Below are 26515 nucleotides of genomic sequence, written 5' to 3'. Positions count from 1 at the left end.
CTCGCTCCCACAGGGGAATGTGGTGTGGGTTAGATCTCTAACACTTCCATCTCGCGCAACACTTCAGCAATCGCCGCCACGGCTTCGCGCATTTCGGCTGGCTGGACATGGCCGATGCAGCCGACGCGGAAGGTTTCGACCTGGGTCAGTTTGCCGGGGTAGAGGATGTAACCCTTGGCCTTGACCCGCTCGTAGAACTCCTTGAATGCGTAGCGTGGATCTTTCGGGGCGTGGAAGGTGGCGATGATCGGCGCCTGGATAGCCGCCGGCAGGAAGCTGCGCAGCCCCAGTCTGCCCATCTCTTCCATCAATGCCTGGCAGTTGGCGGCGTAGCGTTCGTGCCGCGCCGGCAAGCCGCCTTCTTCGTTGTATTGCAGAAGGGCTTCGTGCAGCGCCGCGACCACATGGGTCGGCGGGGTAAAGCGCCACTGGCCGGTCTTGGCCATGTAGGCGTGCTGGTCCTGCAGGTCCATCGCCAGCGAATGCGAGTTACCGACGGCGTTGGCCAGGGACTCTTTGCGAGCGAAGACAAAACCCATGCCCGGCACGCCTTCCAGGCATTTGCCCGAGGCGGCGATCAGTGCGTCGAACGGCACTTGTTGCGCATCCACTGGCAGGGCGCCGAAGGAGCTCATGGCGTCGATGATCAGGCGCTTACCGTGTTGCGCAATGACCTGGGCGATCTCTGGCAGCGGATTGAGGATGCCGGTGCTGGTTTCGCAGTGAATCAGGGCGACATGGGTAATGTCTTGATCGGCACGAAGCAGGCGGTCGACGTCGGTGGCGGTGGTCGGTTCGTCCTCGGCGGTTTCGAAAGTGCTGAACGAGCGCCCCAGCACTTCGCAGATTTTCGCCAGGCGCTTGCCGTAGGCGCCGTTGATCAATACCAGAATCTTGCCGTCCCGAGGCACCAGCGTGCCGATCGCCGCCTCGACCGCGAAGGTGCCGCTGCCTTGCAGGGGCACGCAGTGGTGGGTGGCGGCGCCGTTGATGATGGCCAGCAGTTGCTCGCAGAGGCTGGCGGTCAGTTGATTGAAGCGGTCATCCCATGATCCCCAGTCAACCATCATTGCCTGACGGGTGCGGGCCGACGTGGTCAACGGGCCGGGGGTGAGCAGGATGGGTTCGGCAGTACTCATTCTCGTGTCCTCGCAATCGATGGGATGAAGCGTTGGTGCCTAAATTGCAATTTGCCGTGTTATCAATCAAATTGTTTGTTGTTATGCCAACCATCAGTGAGGGTTATTCATGAACCTGTTCCAGCTCCGCGCCTTCGATGCCGTGGCCCGGGAAGGCAGCTTTACCCGGGCGGCGGCGCGGCTGTTCATCAGCCAGCCGGCCGTCACCGGGCACATCAAGGCCCTGGAGGAGCACTACCAGATCACCCTGCTGCGCCGCACCGCCCGCCGCGTGGAACTGACGGAGGAGGGCACCAAACTGGCGGCAATCACCCGGGCGATGTTCGGCTTGGCCGAAGAGGCGCAGGTAATGCTCGAAGCCAACCGGCAATTGCTGACCGGGCGCCTGGAAGTGGCGGCGGACGGCCCGCACATGGTCATGCCGATGCTCGCCAGCCTGCGTGCACGCTATCCGGGGATCACGGTGAACCTGCGCCTGGGCAACGCCCAGGAAACCCTGGCGGCGCTGCTGTCCGAACATGCCGACGTGGCGGTGCTGACCGAGGTCGAGCCGCGCAAGGGCCTGCATCTGCAGGCGCTGAATGAATCACGGATTTGCGCGCTGGTGCCCGATGGGCATCCTTGGGCGCAGAAGACCAAAGGCGTGCAGCTCAAGGAACTGGATCAGGTGATCATGGTGCTGCGCGAACCGAGTTCGATTACCCGGCGCACCTTCGATGAGGCATGCGCCCAGGCCAAGGTCAATCCACGGGTGCTGCTGGAACTGGACAGTCGCGAAGCGGTGACCGAGGCGGTGGCCGCCGAACTGGGTGTGGGGGTGGTGTCGTCGGTGGAGGTCAGTCACGATCCACGGGTGGCGGCGGTACCGATCATCGGCGAGGGGCTGGTGAATCGGCACATGATGGGGTGTATGGAGCGGCGGCGGGATTTGCGACTGATACAGGCGTTTTTTGGGTTGGCACCGGTGTAGGAGCTGCCGAAGGCTGCGATCTTTTGATCTTCGCTTTTAAAAACAAGATCAAAAGATCGCAGCCTTCGGCAGCTCCTACGGGGGGATGCGGTCAGTTAAGGCTCTCCCGCACCATCTCCAGAAAAGTCGCCACCACCCGCCGCGAACTCTGTTCGCGCAAACACACCAGGGTTTCAGTCAACCGTCGTTTGCAATCGATAATCGGCAACGCACACACCCGCGAATCCGCGCCAAACTCGGCAGCCGACACCACCCCCACCCCAATCCCCACAACCACCGCCTCCCGCGCTGCCTCGCGACCTTCAACCTGAATTGCCGGGCGGATGCGGAACCCGGCACCGGCCATTTCCTCCTCCAGCGTCTGCCGGGTCACCGAACCGACTTCCCGCAACACCAGCGGTGTGTCGTCGAGGTCGGCAAGGGTGATGGATTCGCGCTCGGCCCACGGATGATTGCGCGACACGAACGCCACCATCGGGTCGTTACGCAGGGGCAGGGAGATCAGGCGTTCATCGCTGACGTCACGGCCCAGCAACGCCAGGTCGGCCTGATAGTTGAACAGTCGGAACAGCGACTCATCGGTGTTGCCGGTTTCGATCTTCACGCTGATCCCGGGGTAGCGTTCGCAGAATCGGGCGATCTGCGGCAGCACGTGGACCGGTGCATCCACCGCCAGAATCAGGCTGCCGGTCTGCAAGGCCTGGGAGTCCTGGAGCAGTTCCTGGGCTTCCGCCTCAATCACGAAAAGCCGCTGGGTAACGCTCAGCAGCCGCTCGCCCAGATCGGTCAGGCGCACCGAGCGCTTGTTGCGGTGAAACAGCAAAACCCCGTAGCGCTCTTCGAGTTTGCGCACTTGGTCGGAAATCGCCGGTTGCGTCAGAAACAAGCGCTCGGCGGCCTTGGTGAAGCTTCCATGCACCGCCACGGCGTGGAAAGCTTTGAGCTGGGCGTGGGACACCGACATGGGAATCTCCAGTAACAAGCTGACCTTATATTTGAAATACGATAAATCGATTTCACTTATTAATCAGTAATTGTTTTTATCCACCTCAGCCCCGGTGACTGGTCAGTCGAACAGCAGCGGGAGCCATGAGCCTGTGCGTGCAACTACAGGACTCATCTGACCGGTATCCGCCGTAGGGACAGGGCGATATCGCAGTGCTCAACAATAAAAACACAGGCGTTTTCTTCCAATTCTGCCGGCACACTCACACCCTGAGGTCAGAACCACAATGAACAAGCACATCGGCACCATCAAGCGTTGGCGCGTGCAGATCTTCGCGATCACCTGGCTCGCCTACGCCGCCTTCTACTTCACCCGCAAAGCCTTCTCGGTCGCCAAGCTCGGTATTGGCGAAGACCCGACCTTCATGCTCGACAAAATGGCCATGGCCAACCTCGACGCCATCTACCTGACGGCCTACGCCTTCGGCCAATTCACCTGGGGCATCCTGGCCGACCGCTTCGGGCCGCGGGTGGTGGTGCTCGGCGGGTTGGTGATTTCCGCCGCTGCGGCGCTGGTGATGGGCAACTTTGCAACGCTACCGATTTTCGCTACCTGCATGCTGATACAAGGCCTGGCGCAGTCCACCGGTTGGTCGGGGCTGTGCAAGAACCTCGGCAGCTTCTTTCCCTCCGAGCAACGCGGACGGGTATTGGGCCTATGGAGTTCCTGCTACGCCTTTGGTGGTCTGGTAGCCTCGCCGTTTGCCGGTTGGTGGGCGTACACGCTCATCGGCAGCTGGCATGCGGCGTTCATTTCCAGTGCGGCGGTGGTTGGGCTGGTCGCCGTGCTGTTTTTTATTTTCCAACGCAACAAACCGGAAGACGTCGGCTTGCCGGCGGTGGAGCCGGAACCCGAGCTGACCGCCGAAGAGGCTGACGCGCAAAGTAAAATCAGCATGTGGGAGCCTTTGAAGGAAATCCTGCGCAACCGCACAGTGCTGGTGTTGGGGTTGGCGTACTTCATGCTCAAGCCGGCGCGCTACGCGATTCTGCTGTGGGGGCCGGTGATCGTCTTCGAACAGATGCCTTCAGTGGGCAAGGTCGGCGCGGCGATCATACCGACCGCGTTTGAACTGGCCGGGTTGCTCGGGCCGATCCTGATTGGCCTGGCCTCGGACAAACTGTTCGGCGCCCGGCGCATGCCGGCCTGCGTGATCAGCCTGTTGGCGCTGACGGTGTCCCTGGCGTTTTTCATGGGCGCCCTGCATACCGGCAGCGTGCTGCTGGTGGTGGCACTGCTGTTCGTCATGGGCCTGACCCTCTACGGGCCGGACTCGATGATCAGCGGCGCGGCCGCTATCGACTTCGGCACTGCCAAGGCCGGCGCCACGGCAGCCGGATTCGTCAACGGCTGCGGCTCGGTCGGGGCGATTCTCGGCGGGCTGCTGCCGGGCTACTTCGACACCGTTACCGTGTTCATCGTTTTCGCCGGCTGCGCCATGTTCTCGGCGCTGGTGTTGATCCCGCACTGGAACAGCCGCCCCGGTGGCCTGGGCACTCATTTCGCCTACGTGCCCAACCAGGCGATCACCATCAAACCCCTGCGTACCTGAATCCTGTCCCTCGTCGCCTGCTGCACCTGCGGCAGGCCGGCGTGTGGGCCACTGACCGGAGATTGACCCCATGAGACCCTTTTGGCTGGACCAGGCCTTGAAGGCTGATGCATCCGAAACCTGTCCGCCACTGGAAGGCGACACCCGCGCCGATGTCTGTATCGTCGGCGGTGGTTACACCGGGTTGTGGACCGCGATCATGCTCAAGGAGCAGAACCCCGAGCTGGACGTGTTGCTGATCGAAGCGGACATCTGCGGTGCCGGGGCCAGTGGACGCAATGGCGGTTGTGCGTTGTCGTGGTCGGCCAAGTATTTCACCCTTGAGCGTTTGTTTGGCGTTGAAGAAGCCGTACGTCTGGTCAAGGAGTCCGAGCGCAGCATCCATGCCATTGGCGCCTTCTGCGAACAGTATCGGGTGGACGCCGATTACCGTCTCGACGGTACGCTCTACACCGCGACCAACCGCGCTCAAATTGGCTCGACTGACGCTGTGATCGCGGCGCTGGAGCGCAACGGCATCAACTCATTCAGCCAGCGGCCGGTGGCCGATGTGCAGCGCATGGCGGGCTCCATCAAACACCTGGAAGGCTGGTTTTCTCCGGCAGCGGCCAGTGTGCAGCCGGGCAAACTGGTGCGTGGCTTGCGCCGGGTAGCCCTGCAACTCGGGGTGAAGATTCATGAAAACACCGCGATGACCGGGCTGGAGGAAGGTAGGCCGGCGGGCATTCAAACCCCTGGTGGCACTGTTCGCGCCGACCGCGTGGTGCTGGCGATGAACGCCTGGATGGCCCGGGCGTTCCCGCAGTTCGAACGCAGCGTGGCGATCGTTTCCAGCGACATGCTGATCACCGAACCACGGCCGGATTTGCTCGACGAAATCGGCTTGACCAGCGGCGTCACGGTGCTCGATTCGCGGATCTTCGTGCACTACTACCACAACACCCCGGACGGCCGGATCATGCTGGGCAAGGGCGGCAATACCTTCGCTTATGGCGGACGCATGCTGCCAGTGTTCGACCAGCCTTCGCCTTACGCCGGTTTGCTGCAGAACAGCCTGGCGGATTTCTTCCCGGCGTTTGCCGAGGTCAAGGTCGAAGCGACCTGGAATGGTCCGTCGGACCGCTCGGTGACCGGGCTGCCGTTTTTCGGGCAGATGAGCGCCAGTGGCAACGTGTTCTACGGTTTCGGCTATTCCGGCAGCGGTGTCGGACCCTGCCATATGGGTGGGCAGATTCTGGCGTCGATGGTCCAGGGCCTGGACAACCCCTGGACCCGTTCGCCGCTGGTCAACGGACCGTTGGGGTTTTTCCCGCCGGAGCCGATTCGCTACATCGGCTCGCTGATGGTGCGCAACGCCATCCGCCGCAAGGAACGCGCGGAGGATCACGGGCGTCGACCACGGCATCTGGACGTGCGCCTGGCGAAGTTCGCCGCCGCCGCCGGCAAGGCTGACAAGGGCTGAGCATCAGGGCGCAAGATCCGAGCGGGAGAGCAGCCAGTCGAACAGCAGGCGGGTATCGCCACGAGGCTCGCGCGGGCGAGGGCGGTGAGGTTGTGGCCGAGGGCCCATGGCCGTACAAAGCACTGGGCGATCCGGGTCACTGTCGAGAAAAACCACCAGTACTTCGCTGCCAGCCACGGGCAAACGGGCCGGATCGATCCATTCCTCGGCGGTGGTCAGCGCCAGTGGTAGCCACAGGCCGTCGGACCCCTCTGCGGCTGATGGTGTGGCGGGCCAGAGGTTCACCTGAACCCTGCCATCCTCGTCCACTGTCGCCGGTCGCCCGATCGGGCCGCACACCTGGCCAGGCTGATACCCGGGGATATTCGGCCTGGGTTGTTTGAGTGCGGGCCTGAACACCGTCGACCAGGGGATGGCGCTGAATTGATTGCGGTAACCCGGGGCCATGTCGGGTGTGTCATCGAGCAGAATGGATGAATGACGACCCTGATGGCGGATTTCGATAACCAGCCATTGATCATTGAAATTCGCCAGCGGATGCTCGGCCACCTGCAGGATCCGGCCACTGCGTAATGCCCTCTGGTTACTTTGACCGTGGACCTGCAGGTGTCGGCAGCGCAGGCGTTCCAGTTGTCGACGGCTGAGCTGGTCGCGATGTTGTTGTTCGCCAGCGGGACAATGCCGTGCCGTGACGAACGAGTGATTGGCTGCGCCTTCGCTGATGTCCGCTGCACCCGGATTCCTGGCGCCTGGACGCACAGGGGAGAGCGGGGCGTCATGGCGTTGGAACAGTTCGCTGATCACGGGTTCCTGGTGTTCGTCGAGGGCGTCGCGGCTCATCGACATGAGCAGGGGGGCCTGGGGGAAACTCAGGCTGTCATCGGCCAGAACCAGCACGTGGCCGTCGCGTTGATGCTCGAAGTGATAGTGGATGCCTTCTTCTTCGCACAGCCGTTGCAGAAACGCCAGGTCGGTTTCTTCGTACTGAATGCAAAAAGGTCGCAGGGGATAGTGTCCGGTTGCCAGTTCAAAGTGATAGCTGCCGGCAGGCAGCCCATGTTCATCGAGCAACTGGCGCAGGATCATGGGTACGCTGGCGCGCTGGAAAATACGTCGGCGCCGTTGCTGATCCAGCGCCTGGACACTTGGCACCAGCACCAGTTTGTAAGCGACCCGCTGCCCGCTTCGATATTCACAACTGACGCTGTACAGCAGACCATGAATGCCTTGATCGTGGCCGAACTCGAGGAACGCCGGTTGGTGCAGTAATCGTTCAAGGTTCAGGGCCGGTGCCAGCCCGATCACCTCGATGTCGAATCGATAGGGTTGGTTGAGTGCTTCATGACCACTGAACCGGACCACCTGGAAGCTCAGGTCGTCGTCGAGAAGCGTGAGGGTAGTGGGACTTTCCTTGTCGTTGTGCATCGAACGCGCTACCGCCGTGGAGTAGGGTGCAAAGCGTACGAAACCCCGGCGCATTGCGGGCACGATAAAGCGACATTTCCGAATCGCCCTACAACCGCTGGTGAAGATGTCGATGCAAGTCGGGATTTTTTGGTCGATTGCCAACTTTAGGCCGTATAAACTTGCGCAAAGCGTCGGCCATTAGATGTCTCGGCGCCACAGATGCCACAGATAAGAGAGTGAGAAATGGGCGCACAGTGGAAGGTTAAACACAAAGAAGCGGCAGCTAATGCCAAGGGCAAGATCTTCGGCAAACTGGTAAAGGAAATCACCATTGCTGCGCGTAACGGCGCTGATATTGCTACCAACGCGCACTTGCGCCTGGTGGTTGAACAGGCCAAGAAAGCTTCGATGCCCAAGGAAACACTGGATCGCGCCATCAAGAAAGGCGCGGGCCTGCTGGGCGAAACCGTGCAGTACCATCGCGTGACCTATGAAGGGTTCGCCCCGCATCAGGTACCGTTGATCGTTGAGTGCGTGACCGACAACATCAACCGCACCGTCGCCGAGATCCGCGTGGCGTTCCGCAAGGGCCAACTGGGGGCTTCCGGTTCGGTGGCCTGGGACTTCAACCATGTCGGCATGATCGAAGCGTCGCCGGACACCCCGGACGCCGATCCGGAGATGGCCGCCATCGAAGCCGGTGCACAGGATTTCGAGCCGGGTGAAGAGGGTGCAACCCTGTTCCTGACCGAGCCAACCGACCTCGACGCGGTACAGAAAGCCCTGCCGGAACAAGGCTTTACCGTGCTGTCGGCCAAACTGGGCTACCAGCCGAAAAACCCGGTCACCGGCCTGAGCGATGAGCAGATGGCGGAAGTCGAAGCGTTCCTCGAAGGCCTCGATAACCATGACGACGTGCAGGATATGTTTGTCGGGTTGGCGGGTTGACCTGATTTGCCAGTGACACCGTCTTCGCGAGCAAGCCCGCTCCCACATTAGATCGCGCCTGGCCGGGCAACTCGATCAACTGTGGGAGCGGGCTTGCTCGCGATTGACCGCGCAGCGGTCACAGACTTTCCAATTGCCGCACGACTTCGCTGAACCCCGGCCGCGTCAGCACTTGCGGCTGACAGCAACGCCGCTCCAGATCCTCCAGCACTCCACGCAGTTCATCGCTCAACCCCGAGTCGATTCGCGCGAGCAATTCCCCCAGCAACACCCCGAACGCCCGCACTTCGATCCGTTGCAAGGCACGGCTTTCCAGACTGTCGGAAATTTCGTGGAACGACGCCGCGCCAAAGTCCCCCAGCAAGCAGTCACCCTGCTCATTCCACAGGATATTGTGCCCGTAGAGATCGCCGTGGGTGATGCCATGGCCGTGCAGGTGTTCGGCCACCGAGGCAATGCCCGAGGCAATGCGCAGCGCCACCGCGGCACTCAAGCGCAGGTCGTCGGGGTAGATGTCGCGGCTGCACGACGCCAGGCTCGGCAGGCTGGCGAGGTTGCGAAAACTCGGCGGGATCAACTGCATGACCAACCCGGCGGTTTGTTGCGGGTGATCGACAATCCGCCCTTCGACGCGAATCAGGTTCGAATGCAACCCGGCGGTGATGCAGGCGTTCATCTCGTGCAGGGGCGAGCCATCGCTGGTCATTTCGCCCTTGTAGAGCTTCACCGCAACTGGCGTGGACGGTTGGTCGGCCGGTTGCCAGACGGCCTGATGGATCACCCCGGACGCCCCTTCGCCGAGCTTTTTTTCCAGGTGCAATGCCGACCAGTCAATGCGCGGTGTGGCGTCGAGGGCGGCGGCATCGGCTTCGGTTTCCAGCGGGTTACCGGCATAGGCCAGCCAGGTCAGGCTCGGCAGCGTCAGTAGCCATTGTGGCAAGTCGGTGAACTGGTTGGCGGCTATGCGGATCAGCTCCAGCCGATGACAATTGTGCATCGACTCCGGCAACCCCCGCAGGCGGTTACCGGCAAGCATGAGTTTTTGCAGGTATGGCCGCTCTCCCAACTCGCTCGGCAGCGTCTCGATGCAGTTGTCGGTCAGGATCAGCCAGCGCAGCAGCGGTGGCAGTGCCGCTGCGGGCACGTGGGCGATGCGGTTGGCCTTGAAGCCGATCATCGTCAGTGCGGCGCATTGGCCAATACAGGCCGGCAACTCGGTGAAACGGTTATCGGAGCAGAACAGCACGCGCAAACGGGTCAGGCGATGCAAATCCTCTGGCAGCGCGCTCAGGGCATTGCCGCTGAGGTTGAGCACTTCCAGCGAATCCGCCAGATCGAAGATCTCCCGGGGAAACTCGGTCAGGCCTTCGGCCAGATCCAGCCGCGTGATGCCCGACAACTCGCCGGCGCGCAATTGAGCAAGGGTGTGCATGAACAGATTCGCCATTAACCAAAGGGAGGGCGCGGGGCCCTGGAAATGGGCGACATGATACCGGGAAAGATATGGGAGCGAGCCCGCTCGCGAAAGGGGCAGTCAATGCAACAAAAAAACATCGATCAGACCGGTTCGCTGACTTCGACCAGTTGCCCCAATCGGCTGCGGGTGCGTGCCAGATCAATGGCATCGCCACCCAGGCTTTCGCGCAATGAGTGCTGCCCGAGCAACGTCAGGTGCTTGTCCTGGTCGTACAGCACGTCGATGAGATTGATAAACCGCTGCTGGGCGGCAATCGTGCAATCGCCCAGCAGTGGCAGTTCATCGATGATCCAGCGGTCGAACTGGCGGCACAGTTCCAGATAATCCATCACCGCCGTGGGCTGATCGCACAACTCGGTGAAGGTAAAACCGATGCCGCGCCCTTCGCACAAATGCGCTCGCAAATGCCGGGTACCCACCGGCAACGAAACAGGCGGGGCATTGCGCATGGGCAGGTTCAGCGATTGTCGTTGCGCCACGCTCGCCGGCCAGACGTAGTGACCTTGAGTGAACAATTGATGCGCATGGTGTCGGGCCTGGCTGCGATAGTCGTGGGGCCCGCCGACTTCCATCACCTGCATGCGCGCATTGATCAGGTCGATCACCGGTTTGAAGCGTGCGTGGTACAGCGGATTGGGCAGCAGGCCTTCGGGTGGGTAATTGGAGGTGACCAGCAACAGGATGCCGCGCTGGAACAGTGCCTTGAACAACCGGGTGATGAGCATCGCATCGCCGATGTCATGCACATGGAACTCGTCGAAACACAGCACCTGGCAATTGCTGAGCAGTTCATCGAGGGTGATCGCCAGGGCGTCGGCCTGTTCGCGGTGCTTGAACATGCCCTGGTGCAGTTGAGCGAAAAACTGATGGAAGTGCAGGCGTTGTTTCCGCGCAAGGGGAATGGCCCGGAAAAACCCGTCGAGCAACCAGCTTTTGCCGCGCCCCACGGCACCATGCAGGTAAAGGCCCGGAAGGGGTTTGGCCGCAGTGCCCATCAGCAGGCAGGCATGCCGGGCCATGCAGTCGATCACCCGCTGTTGGCTGTGACTGAGGGTGTAGCCCTGGGCATGGGCCTGATGGCGAAAGTAGTCGTGGATGACTTGGCCTGCCGCGCCGCTGCCGGCAGCCGGTACCTTGCCGAGAAGGCGACGCAACGTTTGCCAGCGCGATTTGATTGGCGAACGGTTGGGCGGGCGAACGGCCACTGGGATATCACCTCTGGTGTGCGGGCAGGCTCTTTGTGTTGCGGCGCCATAGTGTAACCAGAGCAGGGAATCTGCTTCCAGCGGTGTCGGCATTGGTGGGCCACCGTCACGGGGTTCCAAAGGAACGCCGCAAACCCTGTGGGAGCGGTGGTGTGATCAGAATTGAGCGGTCTGGTTGAGCAACCGCGCCGCCGCCGTATCCGCCGGGCTGACCATCGCATAGTTGTAGCCACTTCCCGACCAGTACTCGGCCTGCAATTCGCCATCACTGCGACTGCCCCTGGGCAGCAGGAAGTTTTTCGGCCCTGGCGGGCGCACATAGAAACTGATTTTCTGCCCGTCCTGGTTCTCGTAGACCACCATCGCCGCAGGGCCTTGCTCGGTACTCAGCAAGCGTCCGCTGGCCGGCTTGAACCCGGCACCAGAGAGGTCGGGCAGGCGATTGGCCTGGGTGAAGTAGCGGTCGAGCCACCCCTGCATGTCGCCGTCGTCGCCGACTTTGTAATCCGCCGGCAGGAGGCCTTGCTGGGCAATCAGGCGATAGGCCTGCAGGGCATCGGTCATTGGCAGCTGGGGATTCGCGAGCGTCATCTCCCGCGCTTGCCAACCGCTGAAACCACCGACGCTGACGGCGATGAGCAACAGCGCGGCACTGGCCAGGTTCCGACGGGATTGGCGTTTGAGGCGCTGGCGAATCACCGCCGGATCCAGGTCCGGGTTCGAGGGTTGTTGCAAGGTACCGCTCAGGGCTGCGCGCAGTGTCTGGGCATCCTGTTGCCAGGCGCGCACTTGCGCGGCCACCTGCGGGTCAGTGGCCAGAAAAGCCTCCACCAGGCGTCGGTCGACGTCGCTCAGTTGGTGGTCGACGTAGGCGTGCAGGTCTCGTTCGCTGGGGGGCAAGCTGATCATTTGAGTCTCCGCAGGGAAGGGCGGTTGATTTCGCCATCGCTGAGTTGGCGCAGGGCCTGGCGAGCCCGAGACAGGCGGGACATCACGGTGCCGGTGGGGACGTCGAGAATCTCGGCGACCTCTTTGTAACTCAAGCCTTCCACCGATACCCAGAGCAGCAGCGCGCGTTGCTCGGTGGGCAGTCGGTCGAAGGCGTTGAGGGTCGATTGGGCAATCACGGTGCGCTCCACCGAGGGCTGGGCATCGTCACGCCCGGTGAAGAAATCGAGCATGCGCGCATAGCGCCGGGAGCGGCGGTGCGCATCGAGAAACTGTCGATAGAGAATCGAGAACAGCCAGGCGCGCAAGTCGCCCTCGGCGCGTTTGCCAGCCCAACTCGACAGCGCCCGCTCCAGGCTCGCCTGCACCAGGTCGTCAGCGCTGCTGGTGTTGCGTGTCAATGACACGGCAAACCGCCGCATTCCGGGAATGATTTCTCTGAGTTGTTCGTCGATATCGTTCATGAAGTTCTGGCTAGTCACTACGCTGGACTGTGGACCAGGAAGACGCCCGGCATTCGAGGTTATTCCACGTCAGAAAAAATAAAAACCGCGCGTGGGAATAAACCTGCGCGGGGTTCGTCTGCTTGATTCTTCTTACTTGTGGCCGATGGCCCTGGAGTCTTTCATGGTAGATCGATCATCACCGCCAATCCGGCCACCCTTGAGTGCGGCGAGCCTGACGATGCGTCTGGCCGGCATTGCCGTGGTCGTTGCCGCCGTGGCTGGGGCTTTCGCCTACGTCAACGGCACCTTTGACCCACAGCGCCTGACCCCGAAGAAACTGATCAACGTGCTGGAAACCAACAATGGCGTGCATCCGGGTTTCCGTCGCAACCATTCCAAGGGCGTGTGCGTGATCGGGTATTTCGAGAGTAGCGGCGAGGCCCGCAGCTTTTCCACTGCCCAGGTGTTCAACGAAGCGCGGACGCCGGTGGTCGGGCGTTTCGCTTTGCCGGCCGGCAACCCTTACGCGCCGGACAGTGCCGTGCCGATCCGCAGCATGGCCTTGCGCTTCACCCAGGCCAACGGCCAGCAGTGGCGCACCGGGATGAACAGCATGCCGGTGTTCCCGGTGGGCACGCCCGAGGCGTTCTATCAATTGCAGCAGGCGCAGTCGCCGGACCCGGCTACCGGCAAGCCGAACCCGACCGCGGTTCCCGCGTTTTTCGGTGCGCATCCGGAAGCCGCACCGTTCTTGGCCTGGATCAAGACCGCCAAGCCGTCAGCCAGTTACGTCACGGAGACCTATAACAGCGTCAACGCGTTTTATCTGGTGAGCGCCACCGGACAACGCCAGGCCGTGCGCTGGAGCATGGTGCCGGTGGCTCAAGATGCGCCGGGGGCTACGGCGCCGCAGGGGAGTGACTTCCTGGAGAAAGACCTGGTTCAGCGTATAGCCGCAGGACCGTTGCGTTGGCAGTTGAACATCATCCTGGCCAATCCCGGCGATCCAGTGAACGATGCGAGCAAAGCCTGGCCCGAAGGGCGCAAGGTGCTGAACGCGGGCACCCTGGTGCTGGAAAAAACCCAGCCGCAACTCAATGGCGAATGCCGAGACATCAACTACGACCCATTGGTATTGCCCGCTGGCATCGAAGGGTCCGACGACCCATTGCTCGCCGCTCGCTCAGCCGGTTACGCCAATTCCTACCTGCGTCGCACCAGCGAAGTCAGCCAGTTGCCCGCCGCCAAACAGGAGGCCCAGCAATGAGCACTCAATCCAACCACTTCGCTCCATTGGCACGTCTGCTGCACTGGCTGATGGCGCTGATGATTATCGCCATGCTGTTTATCGGCGCGGGCATGGTTGCCTCGGTCTCCGAGCGGCATGAATGGCTGATTCATCTGCACAAACCCCTGGGCGTCGCGATCTTGCTGCTGGTGATCGTGCGGCTGGTGGTGCGCTTCTCCACCACGCAACCACCATTGCCGGCGGATCTGCCGGGTGTGCAAGTACTCGCGGCCAAGGCTTCGCATGTCTTGTTGTATGCGTTGATGCTGATCTTGCCGCTGCTGGGCTGGGCGATGATTTCGGCATCGGGCGAGCCAGTGATGCTCAGCAGCTCGTTGCAGCTGCCATCGATTGTGCCGGCCAATGCACAGGTGTTTGCGTTCTTGCGCAAGGCCCATGGGTATCTGGCGTATCTGTTGTTTCTGACGGTGTTGCTGCATCTGGCGGCCGCGCTGTTTCACGGCTGGGTGCGTCGTGATGAGGTGCTGGACAGCATGTTGCGGGGCAAGGATCGCGGATAATAGCCGGGAAAAAAAGATCGCAGCCTGCGGCAGCTCCTACAGGGAAACGCATTCCAATGTAGGAGCTGCCGCAGGCTGCGATCTTTTCATCTTAAAGGGCAATCAACGCAAGGTGTCGACCATATCCGCAATGGTGGTGAGTACATCCTTGCCCAGCTGCTTCGAGCGCTTGCCCGACCAGCCCGTCAACGGATTCGGATGATCGTCGTGGTCCTTGAACGGCATTTCCAGGGTCAATGACAGGCAGTCGTACTTCTGCCCCACACTGTTGCAGGCCAGTGTCATGTTGGCCTGGCCCGGTTCGTCGCGGATGTAGCCGTGCCTGGTCTGGAAGTCCTTGGTGGTGTGCTTCAAATGGTTGCGGAAGTGTTCTTCGAGTTTTTCGATCCGGGGTGTGTAACCCGGATTGCCTTCGCAAGCGGCGGTGAACACGTGAGGGATTTCCTCGTCACCGTGCACGTCGAGGAACATATCGACGCCATACTTTTCCATCTGCTGCTGTACGAAAAAGACTTCCGGGCTGATTTCCTGGCTGGCGTTCTGCCAGGCGCGGTTCAGGTCCTGGCCCATGGCGTTGGTGCGCAGGTGACCGTGGAAAGCACCATCCGGGTTCATGTTTGGCACCAGGTACAGGTCGGCGCTGGCCAGCAGCTTGTTCAGCACCGGGTCGTCGTGCTTTTCCAGGCGTTCAATCACGCCTTCCATGAACCACTCGGCCATGTGTTCGCCCGGATGTTGCTGGGCGATGATCCACACTTTGCGCTGGCCTTCGGCGCCGGTGCCTTTGCGCAGTAACTGGATGTCGCGACCTTCGACACTCTTGCCGGTGGCCAGCAGTTCGGTACCGGCCTTGGTCAGCGCCTGCTCGATCAGCCAGTCGTGGCGACCACGGCTGTAGGGTTCGAAGTAGGCGAACCAGGCATGGGTCTGCTCGGCTTCGAGGCTGAAGCGCAGGCAGTCGCCTTCGAAGATGGTGGGTATGCGGAACCAGTTGATGTGATCGTAGGACGCCACCGCTTGATAGCCGGTCCAGGCCTTGTTGTAGGAGGATTGGCTGGCATTGTTCAGGCGAAACCAGTGCTCCTGGCCGACATGCAGGCCGCTGGCCTTGAAGTGGAACCATTGGAAATGGTTGCTTTTGGTATCGGGGCGGATCGCCAGCAGGGGCCTGAGTGGATCGCTGACGTCGATCACCTGGATGTTGCCGCTGTCGAAGTTGGCACTGATGTCGAAAGAGGATTTAGCCACGGCCATAATCGGGTCCTGAATATGATTTTTATGGTGGCTACTTTACACGCAAGAGTGGGGTGAAACCGAGGGGAATTGCGGGGTGTGAGGGTGGGGGCGTCCTCCTTGACGCCGCCGCAGCTTAGAGACTGTGCGACTGATTCTCAAGTGCTATCTGTCGCTGGTTTGAACCAATGATGCCGGGCTTCTCTTGCCAACTGGAATTCTTTTGATATCATCCGCGCCATCGAATTTGCGGTACCCAAAGACTTCATTAGCCTGAAGCCAAAGCCAGGAAAAACTGGCAAAAAAAGACCCGGCAAAAAGCCGGGTCAAAAACCGTGATTAGCCTGATGAGGAGATAGTCCAGGAGACCGACCTAAGGTCACCTGGTCCATCGACTGATCTCGCGATCAGTTGATGCAATAATAATCATTCTCGTTTGCAGGTCAAGCGTTTTCACCTGCGCGACAGGAAAATTCTTTCCTGTCCTCTCGATTCGCCTTCTCGCCTCAACCGTTTTCATACTTCTCCAGCGATCGATCGACCATCGCCTTGGCCATGTCGATCATGTGCACCGTCGAAAACGCCAGGTCGCGGCTTGCACCTTGCAGGTGACTGGCGGACTCGTACGCGGTGGCGGCAGCACAGCGCAACAGGTCCAGGGCATGGACCAGCGCCTCTTCGCCGCTGATATTGCGATTCACATCAAAAAAGCGCGGCTCGGTCACTTCCTCCGAAATAGCTGGTTTCAAGTAATAGTCCAGCGCGCGTTGTGCCGCCGCAGAGTCCAGGGGCGAGGTGAAGGTATTGTCGATTTGCATGTCCGGGCGGTCATTGGTGGGTTGGTTCATGGCGATGGCAAGCTCCGTGTTAGATTCAGATCCGTGGATCGATCCTAATACGAACTGTATTTGTGACGACAATTTAAATACTACATTTTGTGTTTTGATGGCTGGAGTCGCCCACGTATCGTGCCGCACATGGATAAATGGATTGAATTGGTCAAGGCCAAGATGAGTGAACTCAAAATCACTCAAGAGATACTCGCCGAGCGCCTCGGGATGTCCCAGGGCGGTATCGGCCACTGGCTCAATAAACGTCGTGAACCCGGCATCGACGACATGAACCGTGTGCTGCGGGCGCTGGGCCTTGAGTTTCTCGAGGTGGCGCTGGTGATCCGGGAGCCGCAGGCGTCAACGGACGACGAAATTCCCCTGACACAGAAGTACAATCCGTACTTTCGCTACCCGGTCAGTGACTGGCGAGAACCTGCCGTAGTGCGCGACGGCGAGGTCCCGGCGTACGGAAAAGGACACTTTGAACTGTCCGATTACCACGCCCGGGGGCCGGCATTCTGGTTGAGAGTGGCAGGCGATGCGATGACCGCACCCAATGGCATGAGCATCCCGGAAGGCATGCTGATCCTGGTGGACCCGGCCGTGGAAGCCGAGCCTGGCAAACTGGTCATTGCCCAGTGGCCGGACAGCACCGAAGCCACGTTCCGCAAGCTCATCGAAGAGGGCGGGCAGCGTTATCTGGTCCCGCTCAATCCGACGTATCCGAAAGCCTTGTACACCGAAGAATGTCGAATCATCGGCGTAGTGGTTCAGGCAACAGCCAGGTTCTGATCAGATCGGTCCTCGCGGTGCGTAGGACCGATCTTCATTTCATGCTTCTTCCAGTTCGACCAGTGCACTGCCTTCGCTGACCATTTCGCCTTCCTGGCAATACAGCGCCTTGATCACCCCGGCGTGGGGCGCGCGGATGCTGTGCTCCATCTTCATCGCTTCCAGTACCACCAGTTGCGCCCCGGCCTCGACCGATTGCCCGGCCTCCACCAAGACACGGACGATGCTGCCGTTCATGGGGGCGGTCAGCCCGCCCTGATGGCTGTGGCTGGCCTCGACGGCGCTGATCGGGTCGTAAGCCTCGATGCGACGCAATTCGCCATCCCACTGCAAATACACCTGTTCGCCACGGCGTATTGCGCGGTGTTGACGTCGCACACCCGCCTGCTCGGTCAGCAGATGCTCGCCCTTGAGCAGAGCGTTGTGGGCATTGATGTCGCCCAGCGTCAGGGCCCGGTCCTGGCCTTCACAGCTCAGGTGAAGGGTGATTTCTCGCGGCAAACCAGCCCGCAGGCCGTTACCCGCCGCCCATGGCGAACTCGGGTCGTCGGCGCGGGTGGCAGGCGGCTGGCTCTGGGCAAACGCCTGGGCGGCGGCCTGCCAGAAATCGTCGCTGAGTTCCGCAGGGGCCGGCAGCAACTGCTCCTGATAGCGCGGAATGAAGCCGGTATCCAGTTCGGCAGCAGCAAATGCCGGGTGACCGATGATGCGCCGCAGGAAATTGATGTTGGTCTTCAGCCCGCCGATGGCGAATTCATCGAGCATGCCAAGCAGGCGCAAACGTGCCTGTTCACGGTCTTCGCCCCAGGCAATCAACTTGCCGAGCATCGGGTCGTAGAACGGCGAGATCTCGTCGCCTTCTTCAACACCGCTGTCCACTCGGCGCCCCGGCCCCTGGGCTGATTCGCGATACAGTTCCAGGCGACCGGTCGCCGGCAGGAAATCATTGCCGGGGTCTTCGGCATACAGCCGCACTTCGATCGCGTGGCCCACCAGCGGCACCTGATCCTGAGTCATCGGCAAGGCTTCGCCCCGTGCCACGCGAATCTGCCAGGCCACCAGATCGAGGCCGGTGATGGCTTCGGTGACCGGGTGTTCGACTTGCAGGCGGGTGTTCATCTCCATGAAGAAGAACTCGCCGCGCGCATCCAGCAAAAACTCCACGGTGCCGGCACCGACATAACCGATGGCTTGCGCCGAACGCACGGCGGCTTCACCCATGGCCCGGCGCAACTCCGGGCTCAGGCCTGGCGCCGGGGCTTCTTCGACGACTTTCTGGTGGCGGCGCTGAATCGAGCAGTCACGTTCGTTGAGGTACAGGCAGTGGCCGTGCTGGTCGGCGAACACCTGTATTTCCACGTGACGCGGCTTGAGCAGGTATTTCTCCACCAGCATCCGCGAATCGCCGAACGACGATTGCGCCTCACGCTGGGCCGAGGCCAGGGCTTCGGCCAGTTGGCTGACGTCCTCGACCACTTTCATGCCTTTGCCACCGCCACCCGCGGTGGCCTTGAGCAGCACCGGGTAGCCGATGCGCTCGCAGGCGGCGCGGAAGGTTTCCAGGTCCTGGGCTTCACCGTGATAACCGGGCACCAGTGGCACGCCAGCGGTTTCCATCAAGGCTTTGGCGGCAGACTTGCTGCCCATGGCGTCGATGGCCGAGGCGGGCGGGCCGAGGAATATCAGGCCGGCGTTTTCGATGGCGCGGGCGAACCCGGCGTTCTCCGACAAAAAACCGTAGCCGGGGTGAATCGCCTGGGCACCGCTGGCCTTGGCGGCGGCGATCAGTTTGTCGATCTGCAGATAACTGTCGGCGGCTTTGCTGCCACCCAGGTCGACCCGAATGTCGGCTTCGCGGCTGTGCCGGGCGTCACGGTCGGTTGCGCTGTGCACGGCCACGGTAGTCAGGCCCAGGGCCTTGGCGGTACGCATTACCCGGCAAGCGATTTCGCCACGGTTGGCCACCAGCAGGGTGGTGAGGACAGGTGCGCTCATCAACGGGGCTCCTTGGTGGTTTCGGCTTGCCAGCTCGGCGGACGTTTTTGCAGGAAGGCGCGCAGGCCTTCCTGGCCTTCGGGGCTGACGCGGATGCGGGCGATGGCGTTTTCGGTGTAGCGGCGCAACGCCGGGGTCAGTGAGCCGTCGCCGACTTCACGCAACAGGTCCTTGCTGGCGCGCATTGCGGCCGGACTGTTGAGCAGCAGGTTGTCGATCCACTGTTCGACTTTCTGTTCCAGCTCGGCACTTGCATAGCTCTCTGACAACAAGCCGATTTCCCGGGCCCGTTGCCCGCCGAAGCGCTCGGCGGTCAAGGCATAGCGACGGGTCGCGCGCTCGCCAATGGCTTGCACCACGAACGGGCTGATCACCGCCGGCGCCAGGCCGATGCGCACTTCCGACAGGCAGAACTGCGCGTCATCGGCACCGATGGCCATGTCGCAGCAACTGATCAGGCCCAGCGCGCCACCAAAGGCTGCGCCTTGTACCACCGCCAGGGTCGGAATTTTCAGTTTGGCCAGGTTGTACATCAACTCCGCCAGTTCCCGGGCGTCATCGAGGTTGGTGGCGTAATCGAGCTCGGCCGATTGCTGCATCCAGGCCAGGTCAGCGCCGGCGCTGAAATGCTTGCCGCGACCGCGCACGATCAGGAACCGCAGGCTGGCATCGCTCGCGACTTTGTCGAGGGCGAGGATCAGTTCGCGGATCATTTCGGCGTTGAAGGCGTTGTTCTTTTCTTCGCGGCTGAGCCACAGCGTGGCAAAACCACGGGGGTCGGTCAGCAGTTCGAGGGTGTTGAAGTCGCTCATATTCGTCCGTCTCCACGGTCCTTGTGGGAGCGGGCTTGCTCGCGAAGAACGATAACGCGGTGCATCAGATGAACCGCGGCGAATCCTTCGCGAGCAAGCCCGCTCCCACAGAAAATCACATCCGGAACACGCCGAAGCGGCTCGGTTCGATTGGCGCGTTCAACGACGCGGACAAGGCCAGGGCCAGTACGTCGCGGGTCTGGGCCGGGTCGATGACACCGTCGTCCCACAGGCGTGCGCTGGAATAGTAGGGGTGACCCTGTTCTTCGTACTGGTCGAGGATCGGTTGCTTGATCTCGGCTTCCTGCTCGGCGCTGAAACCCTGGCCGCTGCGTTCGGCCTGCTCGCGTTTGACCTGCACCAGCACGCCGGCCGCCTGTTCGGCACCCATCACGCCGATGCGCGCATTCGGCCACATCCACAAGAAGCGCGGATCGTAGGCGCGGCCGCACATGCCGTAGTTACCGGCGCCGAAACTGCCGCCGATGATCACGGTGAACTTCGGCACCTTGGCGCAGGCCACAGCGGTCACCAGTTTCGCGCCGTGCTTGGCGATGCCGCCGGCCTCGTACTTCTGGCCGACCATGAAGCCAGTGATGTTCTGCAGGAACAGCAGCGGGATGCCGCGCTGGCAAGCCAGTTCGATGAAGTGCGCGCCTTTCTGCGCCGCTTCAGCGAACAGGATGCCGTTGTTGGCGAGGATCGCGATCGGGTAACCGTGCAGGTAGGCAAAACCGCAGACCAGGGTTGTCCCGAACAGCGCCTTGAATTCGTCGAACACCGAACCATCCACCAGCCGCGCAATCACTTCGCGCACGTCGAACGGTTGCTTGGCATCGGCCGGGACCACGCCGTACAACTCGTCGCTGCTGTAGAGCGGGGCGATGGGTGTGCGTTGCTGAACCTCACCTTGCTTGCGCCAGTTGAGGTTGGCGACGCTGCGGCGGGCCAGGGCCAGGGCGTGTTCATCGCTCTCGGCATAATGGTCGGCCACCCCGGAAATCTTGCAGTGCACATCGGCCCCGCCGAGGTCTTCGGCACTGACCACTTCACCGGTCGCGGCTTTCACCAGCGGCGGACCGGCGAGGAAGATCGTCGCTTGCTCGCGGACCATGATCGCTTCGTCGGCCATCGCCGGGACATAGGCGCCGCCAGCAGTGCAGGAGCCCATGACCACGGCAATCTGCGGAATGCCCATGGCGCTCATGTTGGCCTGGTTGAAGAAGATCCGCCCGAAGTGCTCGCGGTCCGGGAACACTTCATCCTGGCGCGGCAGGTTGGCGCCGCCAGAGTCCACCAGGTAGATGCACGGCAGGCGGTTCTGTTGGGCGATGGTCTGGGCGCGCAGGTGTTTTTTCACCGTCAACGGGTAATACGAGCCACCTTTGACCGTGGCGTCGTTGGCGACGATCATGCATTCGACGCCTTCCACACGGCCGATCCCGGCAATCACGCCAGCGGCGGGGACGTCTTCGCCATACACCTCGTACGCCGCCAGTTGGCTGATCTCCAGAAACGGCGAACCCGGATCGAGCAGGCGGTTGATGCGCTCGCGGGGCAGCAGTTTGCCCCGCGAGGTGTGGCGTTCCTGAGCCTTCGGGCCGCCACCTTGCGCCACTTGGGCGAGCAGGGTGTGCAACGCGTCGACCTGCTTGAGCATCGCCGCGCTGTTGGTGGCGAACTCCGCTGAACGAGGGTTGAGCTGGGTATGCAGGATAGCCATGGACAGCTCCGTTTAGCGGGTTTCGTTGAACAGTTCGCGACCGATCAGCATGCGACGGATCTCACTGGTGCCCGCGCCGATTTCGTACAGCTTGGCGTCACGCAACAGGCGACCGGCCGGGAATTCATTGATGTAGCCGTTGCCACCGAGAATCTGGATCGCGTCGAGGGCCATTTGCGTGGCGCGTTCGGCGCTGTAGAGGATCACGCCGGCGGCGTCCTTGCGGGTGGTTTCGCCGCGCTCGCAGGCCTGGGCCACGGCGTACAGGTAGGCGCGGCTGGCGTTGAGCTGGGTGTACATGTCGGCGACCTTGCCCTGGATCAGCTGGAATTCGCCGATGCTTTGGCCGAACTGCTTGCGGTCGTGGATGTACGGCACGATCAGATCCATGCAGGCCTGCATGATCCCGGTCGGGCCGCCGGACAGTACAACGCGCTCGTAATCGAGGCCGCTCATCAGCACCTTCACGCCGCCGTTGAGCACGCCGAGGATGTTTTCTTCCGGCACTTCGACGTCATCGAAGAACAGCTCGCAGGTGTTCGAACCGCGCATGCCGAGCTTGTCGAACTTGTTGCTGCGGCTGAAGCCTTTCCAGTCGCGTTCGACGATGAAGGCGGTGATGCCGTGGGGGCCCTTTTCCAGGTCGGTCTTGGCGTAGATCACGTAGGTGTTGGCGTCCGGACCGTTGGTGATCCAGGTCTTGCTGCCGTTGAGCACGTACTTGTCGCCGCGTTTGTCGGCGCGCAGTTTCATCGACACCACGTCGGAACCGGCATTTGGCTCGCTCATGGCCAGGGCGCCGATGTGCTCGCCGCTGATCAGCTTGGGCAGGTATTTGGCTTTCTGTTCGTGGTTGCCGTTGCGGTTGATCTGGTTGACGCACAGGTTGGAGTGCGCGCCATAGGACAGGGCCACCGAGGCCGAGCCACGGCTGATTTCTTCCATCGCCACCACGTGGGCCAGGTAACCCAGGCCGGCACCGCCGTACTCTTCCGGCACGGTAATGCCCAGCAGGCCCATGTCGCCGAATTTGCGCCACAGGTCGGCGGGGAACAGGTTGTCGATGTCGATCTGAGCGGCGCGCGGGGCGATCTCTTTGGCGACGAAGGACTGAACCTGATCGCGCAGCATGTCGATGGTTTCACCGAGGGCAAAGTTCAGGGATGGATAGCTCATGGGTCACCTTTTGGCTTTTTTTGTAGGGCGGGGAGGGCCGTGATTTGGTTCTCACCTTTACGTTAACGTAAGCCTGTGACGAATGGCTGTCAATCACCCTTTACGTTAACGTCAACTTGAGCGAGAGTAGAGCCAGTTCAAGATAGAACGCGGACCTACCCTGTGGGACCGCCGGTAGCCCATAAATAAAGACAATAGGGGTCGTCATGGATCAACCCAGTGCAAGCCCGCAACGCAGTTACACCCGTGGTTCCCAGGACAAAGCCTTGCTGGCGATGACCATCGGCCAGGCATTCGACAACACGGTTGCGCAGTACCCGGACGGGGAGGCGCTGGTGGTGCGCCATCAGCAGCTGCGTTACACCTGGCGGCAATTGGCCGAGGCCGCGGACCTGCACGCCAGAGCATTGCTGGCGCTGGGGCTGCAAGCCGGGGACCGCCTCGGCATCTGGGCGCCGAACTGTGCACAGTGGTGCATCAGCCAGGTTGCCACCGCGAAAATCGGCGTGATCCTGGTCAACATCAACCCGGCGTATCGCAGTTCCGAACTCGAATACGTGTTGAAGCAGTCCGGCTGCCAATGGCTGGTATGTGCCGGGGCCTTCAAGTCCTCGGACTATCACTCGATGCTGCAAGGCCTGGTGCCGGAGTTGGCGGAGCAATCCATCGGCAAGTTACAGAGCGGGCGGTTGCCGGAGTTGCGTGGCGTCATCAGCCTGGATGCACAGCCGCCGTCGGGGTTCCTGCCATGGTCGCAACTGGCCGATCTGGCGGGCAGCGTGACGGTCGAGCAACTGCATGAACGCCAGGACAGCCTGCATTTCGATCAGCCGGTCAATATCCAGTACACCTCCGGCACCACCGGTTTTCCCAAGGGCGCGACCCTCAGTCACTACAACATTCTCAACAACGGTTACATGGTCGGCGAAAGCCTGGGCCTGACCGCCGCGGATCGCCTGGTGATCCCGGTGCCGCTGTATCACTGCTTCGGCATGGTCATGGGTAACCTCGGCTGCATCACCCATGGCAGTACGATGATTTACCCGAACGACGCGTTCGATCCGTTGCTGACCCTCGGCGCCGTGGCCGAAGAAAAAGCCACCGCGCTGTACGGCGTACCGACCATGTTCATCGCCATGCTTGACCAACCGCAACGTGCCCAGTTCGACCTGTCGAGCCTGCGCACCGGGATCATGGCGGGTGCGACCTGTCCTATCGAGGTGATGCGCCGGGTCATCAGCGAAATGCACATGAGCGAAGTGCAGATTGCCTACGGCATGACGGAAACCAGTCCGGTGTCGCTGCAGACCGGTCCTTCAGACGATCTGGAACTGCGCGTGACCACCGTCGGCCGCACCCAGCCGCAACTGGAAAGCAAGATCATCGACGAAGCGGGCAACCTGGTGCCACGTGGCACCATCGGCGAGCTGTGCACCCGCGGTTACAGCGTGATGCTCGGTTACTGGAACAACCCCGAAGGCACGGCAGACGCCATCGATCAGGCAGGGTGGATGCACACCGGTGACCTGGCAAGCATGAACGACGAGGGTTACGTGTGCATTGCCGGGCGCAACAAAGACATGATCATCCGTGGCGGTGAGAACATCTACCCACGGGAGCTGGAAGAGTTTTTCTTCACTCACCCGGCCGTTGCCGACGTGCAGGTGATTGGCATTCCTTGCTCGCGCTACGGCGAAGAGATCGTCGCCTGGATCAAGTTCCACCCCGGCCACAGCGCCACCGAGCAAGAGCTGCAAGCCTGGTGCAAGGAGCGCATTGCGCACTTCAAGACGCCGCGCTACTTCAAGTTCGTCGAGGAATTTCCGATGACGGTGACCGGCAAGATCCAGAAATTCAGGATGCGCGAGATCAGTATCGAGGAGCTCAAAGCGATACGGTAGGAGCTGCCGAAGGCTGCGATCTTTTAGGGTTGGCGAAGGTCAAGATCAAAAGATCGCAGGCTGCGCCAGCTCCTACAAGGTTGTGATTCTCTTGGAGATCTCAAATGCCAGACAGCACAAAGGGGAGCCGAAGCTCCCCTTTAATTTTCGTTGCGCGTGCTCTTTTTTTATTATTGAGGGTCGGTCTGTTTTTGTTTTTGGCAACCGTTGCCCTTTACCGCTGTTTTTGGCGATCCCCATTCGGGATCAAGAGCAAACGTATTTTTTTGAGCGCTGATCTACTTTCTCGCTGAGCGATCCAACCAGTACGGGAGCTACCTGAAGGTAGTTTTATTATTCTCTGTCCGGTTGCGGGTAACTCCGAAAAGCACCCTGAAAAGCACATCTTCTCCAAAAAAATCTGTTAGCTGCGTCTCTGCCGTGTTGTTTTTGTTATGTCAGAGTCGTTACGTCTTGTTTTTATTAGGTTTGCCGCAATTTTTTTATTCTTGTTATGCGATAGATATAGCAGGAGGCATGCCAGCTTTTTAAAAGCCTTTAAAATCAATGGCTTGGAAAATTGTAGGGTTTTTCGCCTCAGGCAAAACCCTACAATTTGTTTCCGTGTTACTCGCTTGCGCCCACGTTTCGGACACAGCGGTAACACCCGGACACACACAGCGTACTCACTGTGCGCTGCGAGCCTTGGCCACGCGGGAACCGGTAGGGCGACCCAGGACCGTGCAAATCTGCTGACCGGCGAGCATCAAGGCGTCGAGGTCGATTCCGCTGTCGATGCCCAGGCCGTTGAGCAGGTAAACCACGTCTTCGGTGGCGACGTTACCGCTGGCGCCCCTGGCGTAGGGGCAACCGCCGAGACCGGCGATGGAACTGTCGAACACCGAGATGCCTTCCAGCAGGCTGGCATAGATGTTGGCCACAGCCTGGCCGTAGGTGTCGTGGAAGTGCCCTGCGAGTTTCTCCCGGGGCACATCTTTCGATACCACTTCAAACATCCTGCGGGTTGCGCCAGCGGTGCCGGTGCCGATGGTGTCCCCCAGCGAGACCTCATAGCAGCCCATGGCATACAACTCGCGGGCGACCACGGCGACCTGCTCCGGGGCGACGCTACCTTCATAGGGGCAGCCCAGCACACAGGACACATACCCGCGCACGGTTACGCCATGTTGTCTGGCGGCGTCCATGATCGGCCCGAAACGCTCCAGGCTTTCGCTGATCGAGCAATTGATGTTGCGCCGGGAAAACGCCTCGGACGCCGCCGCGAACACTGCGACTTCCTTGACCCCGGCGGCGAGGGCATCTTCGAAGCCGCGCAGGTTGGGGGCGAGCGCACCGTAGACCACGCCCGGTTTGCGCTGGATCTGCGCGAAGACCTCGGCGGAGCCGGCCATCTGCGGCACCCACTTGGGCGAAACGAAACTGCCGACTTCTATATAGCCGAGCCCGGCTGCGGTCAGCGCATCGACCAGTTGCACCTTGTCGGTAACACTGATGGGTTGGGCTTCATTTTGCAGGCCGTCGCGTGGGCCGACTTCGACAATGCGTACGTGGGTGGGGAGGGACATAAGAGATTCACCTGTAGTCATGGTGAGTGGGAATCTAATGTGGGAGCGGGCTTGCTCGCGAAGGCGCCGGGTCAGTCGACATCAGTGTTGAATGACAAACCGTTTTCGCGAGCAAG

At 61.2% G+C, this 26515-nt stretch carries 22 protein-coding genes; 8 read left to right on the top strand and 14 right to left on the bottom strand.

Translation table 11 applies throughout. The features are described 5' to 3' along the window. Window positions 1–29: 29 nt before the first annotated feature. Complete coding sequence (locus tag AB4O40_RS07560; RefSeq protein ID WP_056724030.1) at window positions 30–1139, bottom strand: 2-aminoethylphosphonate--pyruvate transaminase; 1110 nt, start codon at window positions 1137–1139, stop codon at window positions 30–32. 109 nt (window positions 1140–1248) lie between these two features. Between AB4O40_RS07560 and AB4O40_RS07555 the strand changes: the two genes are divergently transcribed. Next, window positions 1249–2109, top strand: a complete 861-nt coding sequence (locus AB4O40_RS07555; protein ID WP_223541570.1) for a LysR substrate-binding domain-containing protein — start codon at window positions 1249–1251, stop codon at window positions 2107–2109. A gap of 91 nt (window positions 2110–2200) precedes the next feature. On the opposite strand, the gene AB4O40_RS07550 is transcribed toward AB4O40_RS07555, so the two are convergent. Then, entirely contained in the window at window positions 2201–3073 is an 873-nt protein-coding gene (locus AB4O40_RS07550; RefSeq protein WP_056724034.1) for a LysR family transcriptional regulator, read from the bottom strand. 268 nt (window positions 3074–3341) lie between these two features. Between AB4O40_RS07550 and AB4O40_RS07545 the strand changes: the two genes are divergently transcribed. Both AB4O40_RS07545 and AB4O40_RS07540 read left to right on the top strand, forming a co-directional pair. Next, a complete protein-coding gene (locus AB4O40_RS07545) occupies window positions 3342–4667 on the top strand; it encodes an MFS transporter (protein WP_056724036.1) in 1326 nt (441 codons plus the stop codon). 70 nt (window positions 4668–4737) lie between these two features. Then, window positions 4738–6129 carry an FAD-dependent oxidoreductase gene (locus AB4O40_RS07540; RefSeq protein ID WP_056724038.1) on the top strand — a complete coding sequence of 464 codons (1392 nt, stop codon included), beginning with the start codon at window positions 4738–4740 and terminating at the stop codon, window positions 6127–6129. A 3-nt stretch (window positions 6130–6132) separates the two neighbouring features. Here the strand turns inward: AB4O40_RS07540 and AB4O40_RS07535 are convergent, their stop codons facing one another. Beyond that, the gene (locus tag AB4O40_RS07535) at window positions 6133–7554 is read right to left on the bottom strand and encodes a type VI secretion system Vgr family protein (protein WP_460058152.1); all 1422 of its coding nucleotides are present in this window, start codon (window positions 7552–7554) and stop codon (window positions 6133–6135) included. A 225-nt stretch (window positions 7555–7779) separates the two neighbouring features. Here AB4O40_RS07535 and AB4O40_RS07530 point away from each other — a divergent pair, with 225 nt between their 5' ends. Beyond that, window positions 7780–8484 (top strand): YebC/PmpR family DNA-binding transcriptional regulator, encoded by a 705-nt coding sequence (locus tag AB4O40_RS07530; protein ID WP_056724042.1) that lies wholly within the window; start codon window positions 7780–7782, stop codon window positions 8482–8484. A 118-nt stretch (window positions 8485–8602) separates the two neighbouring features. Here AB4O40_RS07530 and AB4O40_RS07525 read toward each other — a convergent pair whose 3' ends face one another. The 4 genes from AB4O40_RS07525 to AB4O40_RS07510 form a co-directional block, all read right to left on the bottom strand. Further along, entirely contained in the window at window positions 8603–9916 is a 1314-nt protein-coding gene (locus tag AB4O40_RS07525; protein ID WP_460055187.1) for a leucine-rich repeat-containing protein kinase family protein, read from the bottom strand. A gap of 125 nt (window positions 9917–10041) precedes the next feature. Then, window positions 10042–11166 (bottom strand): cell division protein ZapE, encoded by a 1125-nt coding sequence (zapE, locus tag AB4O40_RS07520; protein WP_056724046.1) that lies wholly within the window; start codon window positions 11164–11166, stop codon window positions 10042–10044. 156 nt (window positions 11167–11322) lie between these two features. Next, window positions 11323–12075 carry an anti-sigma factor family protein gene (locus tag AB4O40_RS07515; RefSeq protein ID WP_460055191.1) on the bottom strand — a complete coding sequence of 251 codons (753 nt, stop codon included), beginning with the start codon at window positions 12073–12075 and terminating at the stop codon, window positions 11323–11325. Next, window positions 12072–12578 carry a sigma-70 family RNA polymerase sigma factor gene (locus AB4O40_RS07510; RefSeq protein WP_056724050.1) on the bottom strand — a complete coding sequence of 169 codons (507 nt, stop codon included), beginning with the start codon at window positions 12576–12578 and terminating at the stop codon, window positions 12072–12074. Before AB4O40_RS07510 ends, AB4O40_RS07515 begins: the two co-directional genes overlap by 4 nt. Before the next feature lie 163 nt (window positions 12579–12741). Between AB4O40_RS07510 and AB4O40_RS07505 the strand changes: the two genes are divergently transcribed. Beyond that, window positions 12742–13827, top strand: a complete 1086-nt coding sequence (locus AB4O40_RS07505; protein ID WP_409078854.1) for a catalase family peroxidase — start codon at window positions 12742–12744, stop codon at window positions 13825–13827. Further along, window positions 13824–14369, top strand: a complete 546-nt coding sequence (locus AB4O40_RS07500; protein ID WP_056724053.1) for a cytochrome b — start codon at window positions 13824–13826, stop codon at window positions 14367–14369. The genes AB4O40_RS07505 and AB4O40_RS07500 overlap by 4 nt, the downstream gene beginning before the upstream one ends. Before the next feature lie 102 nt (window positions 14370–14471). Here the strand turns inward: AB4O40_RS07500 and AB4O40_RS07495 are convergent, their stop codons facing one another. Together AB4O40_RS07495 and AB4O40_RS07490 are read right to left on the bottom strand one after the other, a co-directional pair. Then, entirely contained in the window at window positions 14472–15623 is a 1152-nt protein-coding gene (locus AB4O40_RS07495; RefSeq protein ID WP_460055196.1) for a M14 family metallopeptidase, read from the bottom strand. 485 nt (window positions 15624–16108) lie between these two features. Beyond that, entirely contained in the window at window positions 16109–16450 is a 342-nt protein-coding gene (locus AB4O40_RS07490; protein WP_056724057.1) for a DUF6124 family protein, read from the bottom strand. 129 nt (window positions 16451–16579) lie between these two features. Between AB4O40_RS07490 and AB4O40_RS07485 the strand changes: the two genes are divergently transcribed. Beyond that, window positions 16580–17227, top strand: coding sequence for a LexA family protein (locus AB4O40_RS07485; protein ID WP_056724059.1), 648 nt, complete (start codon window positions 16580–16582; stop codon window positions 17225–17227). Window positions 17228–17266: 39 nt separating this feature from the next. Here AB4O40_RS07485 and AB4O40_RS07480 read toward each other — a convergent pair whose 3' ends face one another. From AB4O40_RS07480 to AB4O40_RS07465, 4 genes are all read right to left on the bottom strand, one after another. Beyond that, complete coding sequence (locus AB4O40_RS07480) at window positions 17267–19222, bottom strand: acetyl/propionyl/methylcrotonyl-CoA carboxylase subunit alpha (RefSeq protein ID WP_056724061.1); 1956 nt, start codon at window positions 19220–19222, stop codon at window positions 17267–17269. Beyond that, the gene (locus AB4O40_RS07475) at window positions 19222–20034 is read right to left on the bottom strand and encodes a gamma-carboxygeranoyl-CoA hydratase (RefSeq protein ID WP_056724063.1); all 813 of its coding nucleotides are present in this window, start codon (window positions 20032–20034) and stop codon (window positions 19222–19224) included. The genes AB4O40_RS07480 and AB4O40_RS07475 overlap by 1 nt, the downstream gene beginning before the upstream one ends. Before the next feature lie 115 nt (window positions 20035–20149). Continuing rightward, window positions 20150–21757 carry a carboxyl transferase domain-containing protein gene (locus AB4O40_RS07470; RefSeq protein ID WP_223542107.1) on the bottom strand — a complete coding sequence of 536 codons (1608 nt, stop codon included), beginning with the start codon at window positions 21755–21757 and terminating at the stop codon, window positions 20150–20152. Between the two features lie 12 nt (window positions 21758–21769). Next, on the bottom strand, window positions 21770–22933 hold the full coding sequence (locus AB4O40_RS07465) for an isovaleryl-CoA dehydrogenase (RefSeq protein ID WP_056724068.1): 1164 nt from the start codon (window positions 22931–22933) through the stop codon (window positions 21770–21772). Between the two features lie 206 nt (window positions 22934–23139). Here AB4O40_RS07465 and AB4O40_RS07460 point away from each other — a divergent pair, with 206 nt between their 5' ends. Next, complete coding sequence (locus tag AB4O40_RS07460) at window positions 23140–24834, top strand: AMP-binding protein (protein ID WP_223542108.1); 1695 nt, start codon at window positions 23140–23142, stop codon at window positions 24832–24834. A gap of 665 nt (window positions 24835–25499) precedes the next feature. Here AB4O40_RS07460 and AB4O40_RS07455 read toward each other — a convergent pair. Next, window positions 25500–26399 (bottom strand): hydroxymethylglutaryl-CoA lyase, encoded by a 900-nt coding sequence (locus AB4O40_RS07455; RefSeq protein ID WP_223542109.1) that lies wholly within the window; start codon window positions 26397–26399, stop codon window positions 25500–25502. Window positions 26400–26515: the final 116 nt, after the last annotated feature.

It is taken from the genome of Pseudomonas sp. S2_F07, assembly GCF_054668325.1.
The sequence above is the reverse complement of the archived record's forward strand: the minus strand, read 5'-3'. Positions and strand labels throughout refer to the sequence as shown.

Bases quoted from the DNA above. Each gene is read 5' to 3' on its own strand.
- AB4O40_RS07555 (WP_223541570.1), top strand. From the start codon at position 1,249: ATGAACCTGTTCCAGCTCCGCGCCTTCGATGCCGTGGCCCGGGAAGGC.
- AB4O40_RS07560 (WP_056724030.1), bottom strand. From the start codon at position 1,139: ATGAGTACTGCCGAACCCATCCTGCTCACCCCCGGCCCGTTGACCACG.
- AB4O40_RS07495 (WP_460055196.1), bottom strand. From the start codon at position 15,623: ATGGCCGTGGCTAAATCCTCTTTCGACATCAGTGCCAACTTCGACAGC.
- AB4O40_RS07465 (WP_056724068.1), bottom strand. From the start codon at position 22,933: ATGAGCTATCCATCCCTGAACTTTGCCCTCGGTGAAACCATCGACATG.
- AB4O40_RS07490 (WP_056724057.1), bottom strand. From the start codon at position 16,450: ATGAACCAACCCACCAATGACCGCCCGGACATGCAAATCGACAATACC.
- AB4O40_RS07505 (WP_409078854.1), top strand. From the start codon at position 12,742: ATGGTAGATCGATCATCACCGCCAATCCGGCCACCCTTGAGTGCGGCG.
- AB4O40_RS07540 (WP_056724038.1), top strand. From the start codon at position 4,738: ATGAGACCCTTTTGGCTGGACCAGGCCTTGAAGGCTGATGCATCCGAA.
- AB4O40_RS07545 (WP_056724036.1), top strand. From the start codon at position 3,342: ATGAACAAGCACATCGGCACCATCAAGCGTTGGCGCGTGCAGATCTTC.
- AB4O40_RS07455 (WP_223542109.1), bottom strand. From the start codon at position 26,399: ATGTCCCTCCCCACCCACGTACGCATTGTCGAAGTCGGCCCACGCGAC.
- AB4O40_RS07500 (WP_056724053.1), top strand. From the start codon at position 13,824: ATGAGCACTCAATCCAACCACTTCGCTCCATTGGCACGTCTGCTGCAC.
- AB4O40_RS07550 (WP_056724034.1), bottom strand. From the start codon at position 3,073: ATGTCGGTGTCCCACGCCCAGCTCAAAGCTTTCCACGCCGTGGCGGTG.
- AB4O40_RS07470 (WP_223542107.1), bottom strand. From the start codon at position 21,757: ATGGCTATCCTGCATACCCAGCTCAACCCTCGTTCAGCGGAGTTCGCC.
- AB4O40_RS07460 (WP_223542108.1), top strand. From the start codon at position 23,140: ATGGATCAACCCAGTGCAAGCCCGCAACGCAGTTACACCCGTGGTTCC.
- AB4O40_RS07525 (WP_460055187.1), bottom strand. From the start codon at position 9,916: ATGCACACCCTTGCTCAATTGCGCGCCGGCGAGTTGTCGGGCATCACG.
- AB4O40_RS07475 (WP_056724063.1), bottom strand. From the start codon at position 20,034: ATGAGCGACTTCAACACCCTCGAACTGCTGACCGACCCCCGTGGTTTT.
- AB4O40_RS07510 (WP_056724050.1), bottom strand. From the start codon at position 12,578: ATGAACGATATCGACGAACAACTCAGAGAAATCATTCCCGGAATGCGG.
- AB4O40_RS07485 (WP_056724059.1), top strand. From the start codon at position 16,580: ATGGATAAATGGATTGAATTGGTCAAGGCCAAGATGAGTGAACTCAAA.
- AB4O40_RS07530 (WP_056724042.1), top strand. From the start codon at position 7,780: ATGGGCGCACAGTGGAAGGTTAAACACAAAGAAGCGGCAGCTAATGCC.
- AB4O40_RS07480 (WP_056724061.1), bottom strand. From the start codon at position 19,222: ATGAGCGCACCTGTCCTCACCACCCTGCTGGTGGCCAACCGTGGCGAA.
- AB4O40_RS07515 (WP_460055191.1), bottom strand. From the start codon at position 12,075: ATGATCAGCTTGCCCCCCAGCGAACGAGACCTGCACGCCTACGTCGAC.
- AB4O40_RS07535 (WP_460058152.1), bottom strand. From the start codon at position 7,554: ATGCACAACGACAAGGAAAGTCCCACTACCCTCACGCTTCTCGACGAC.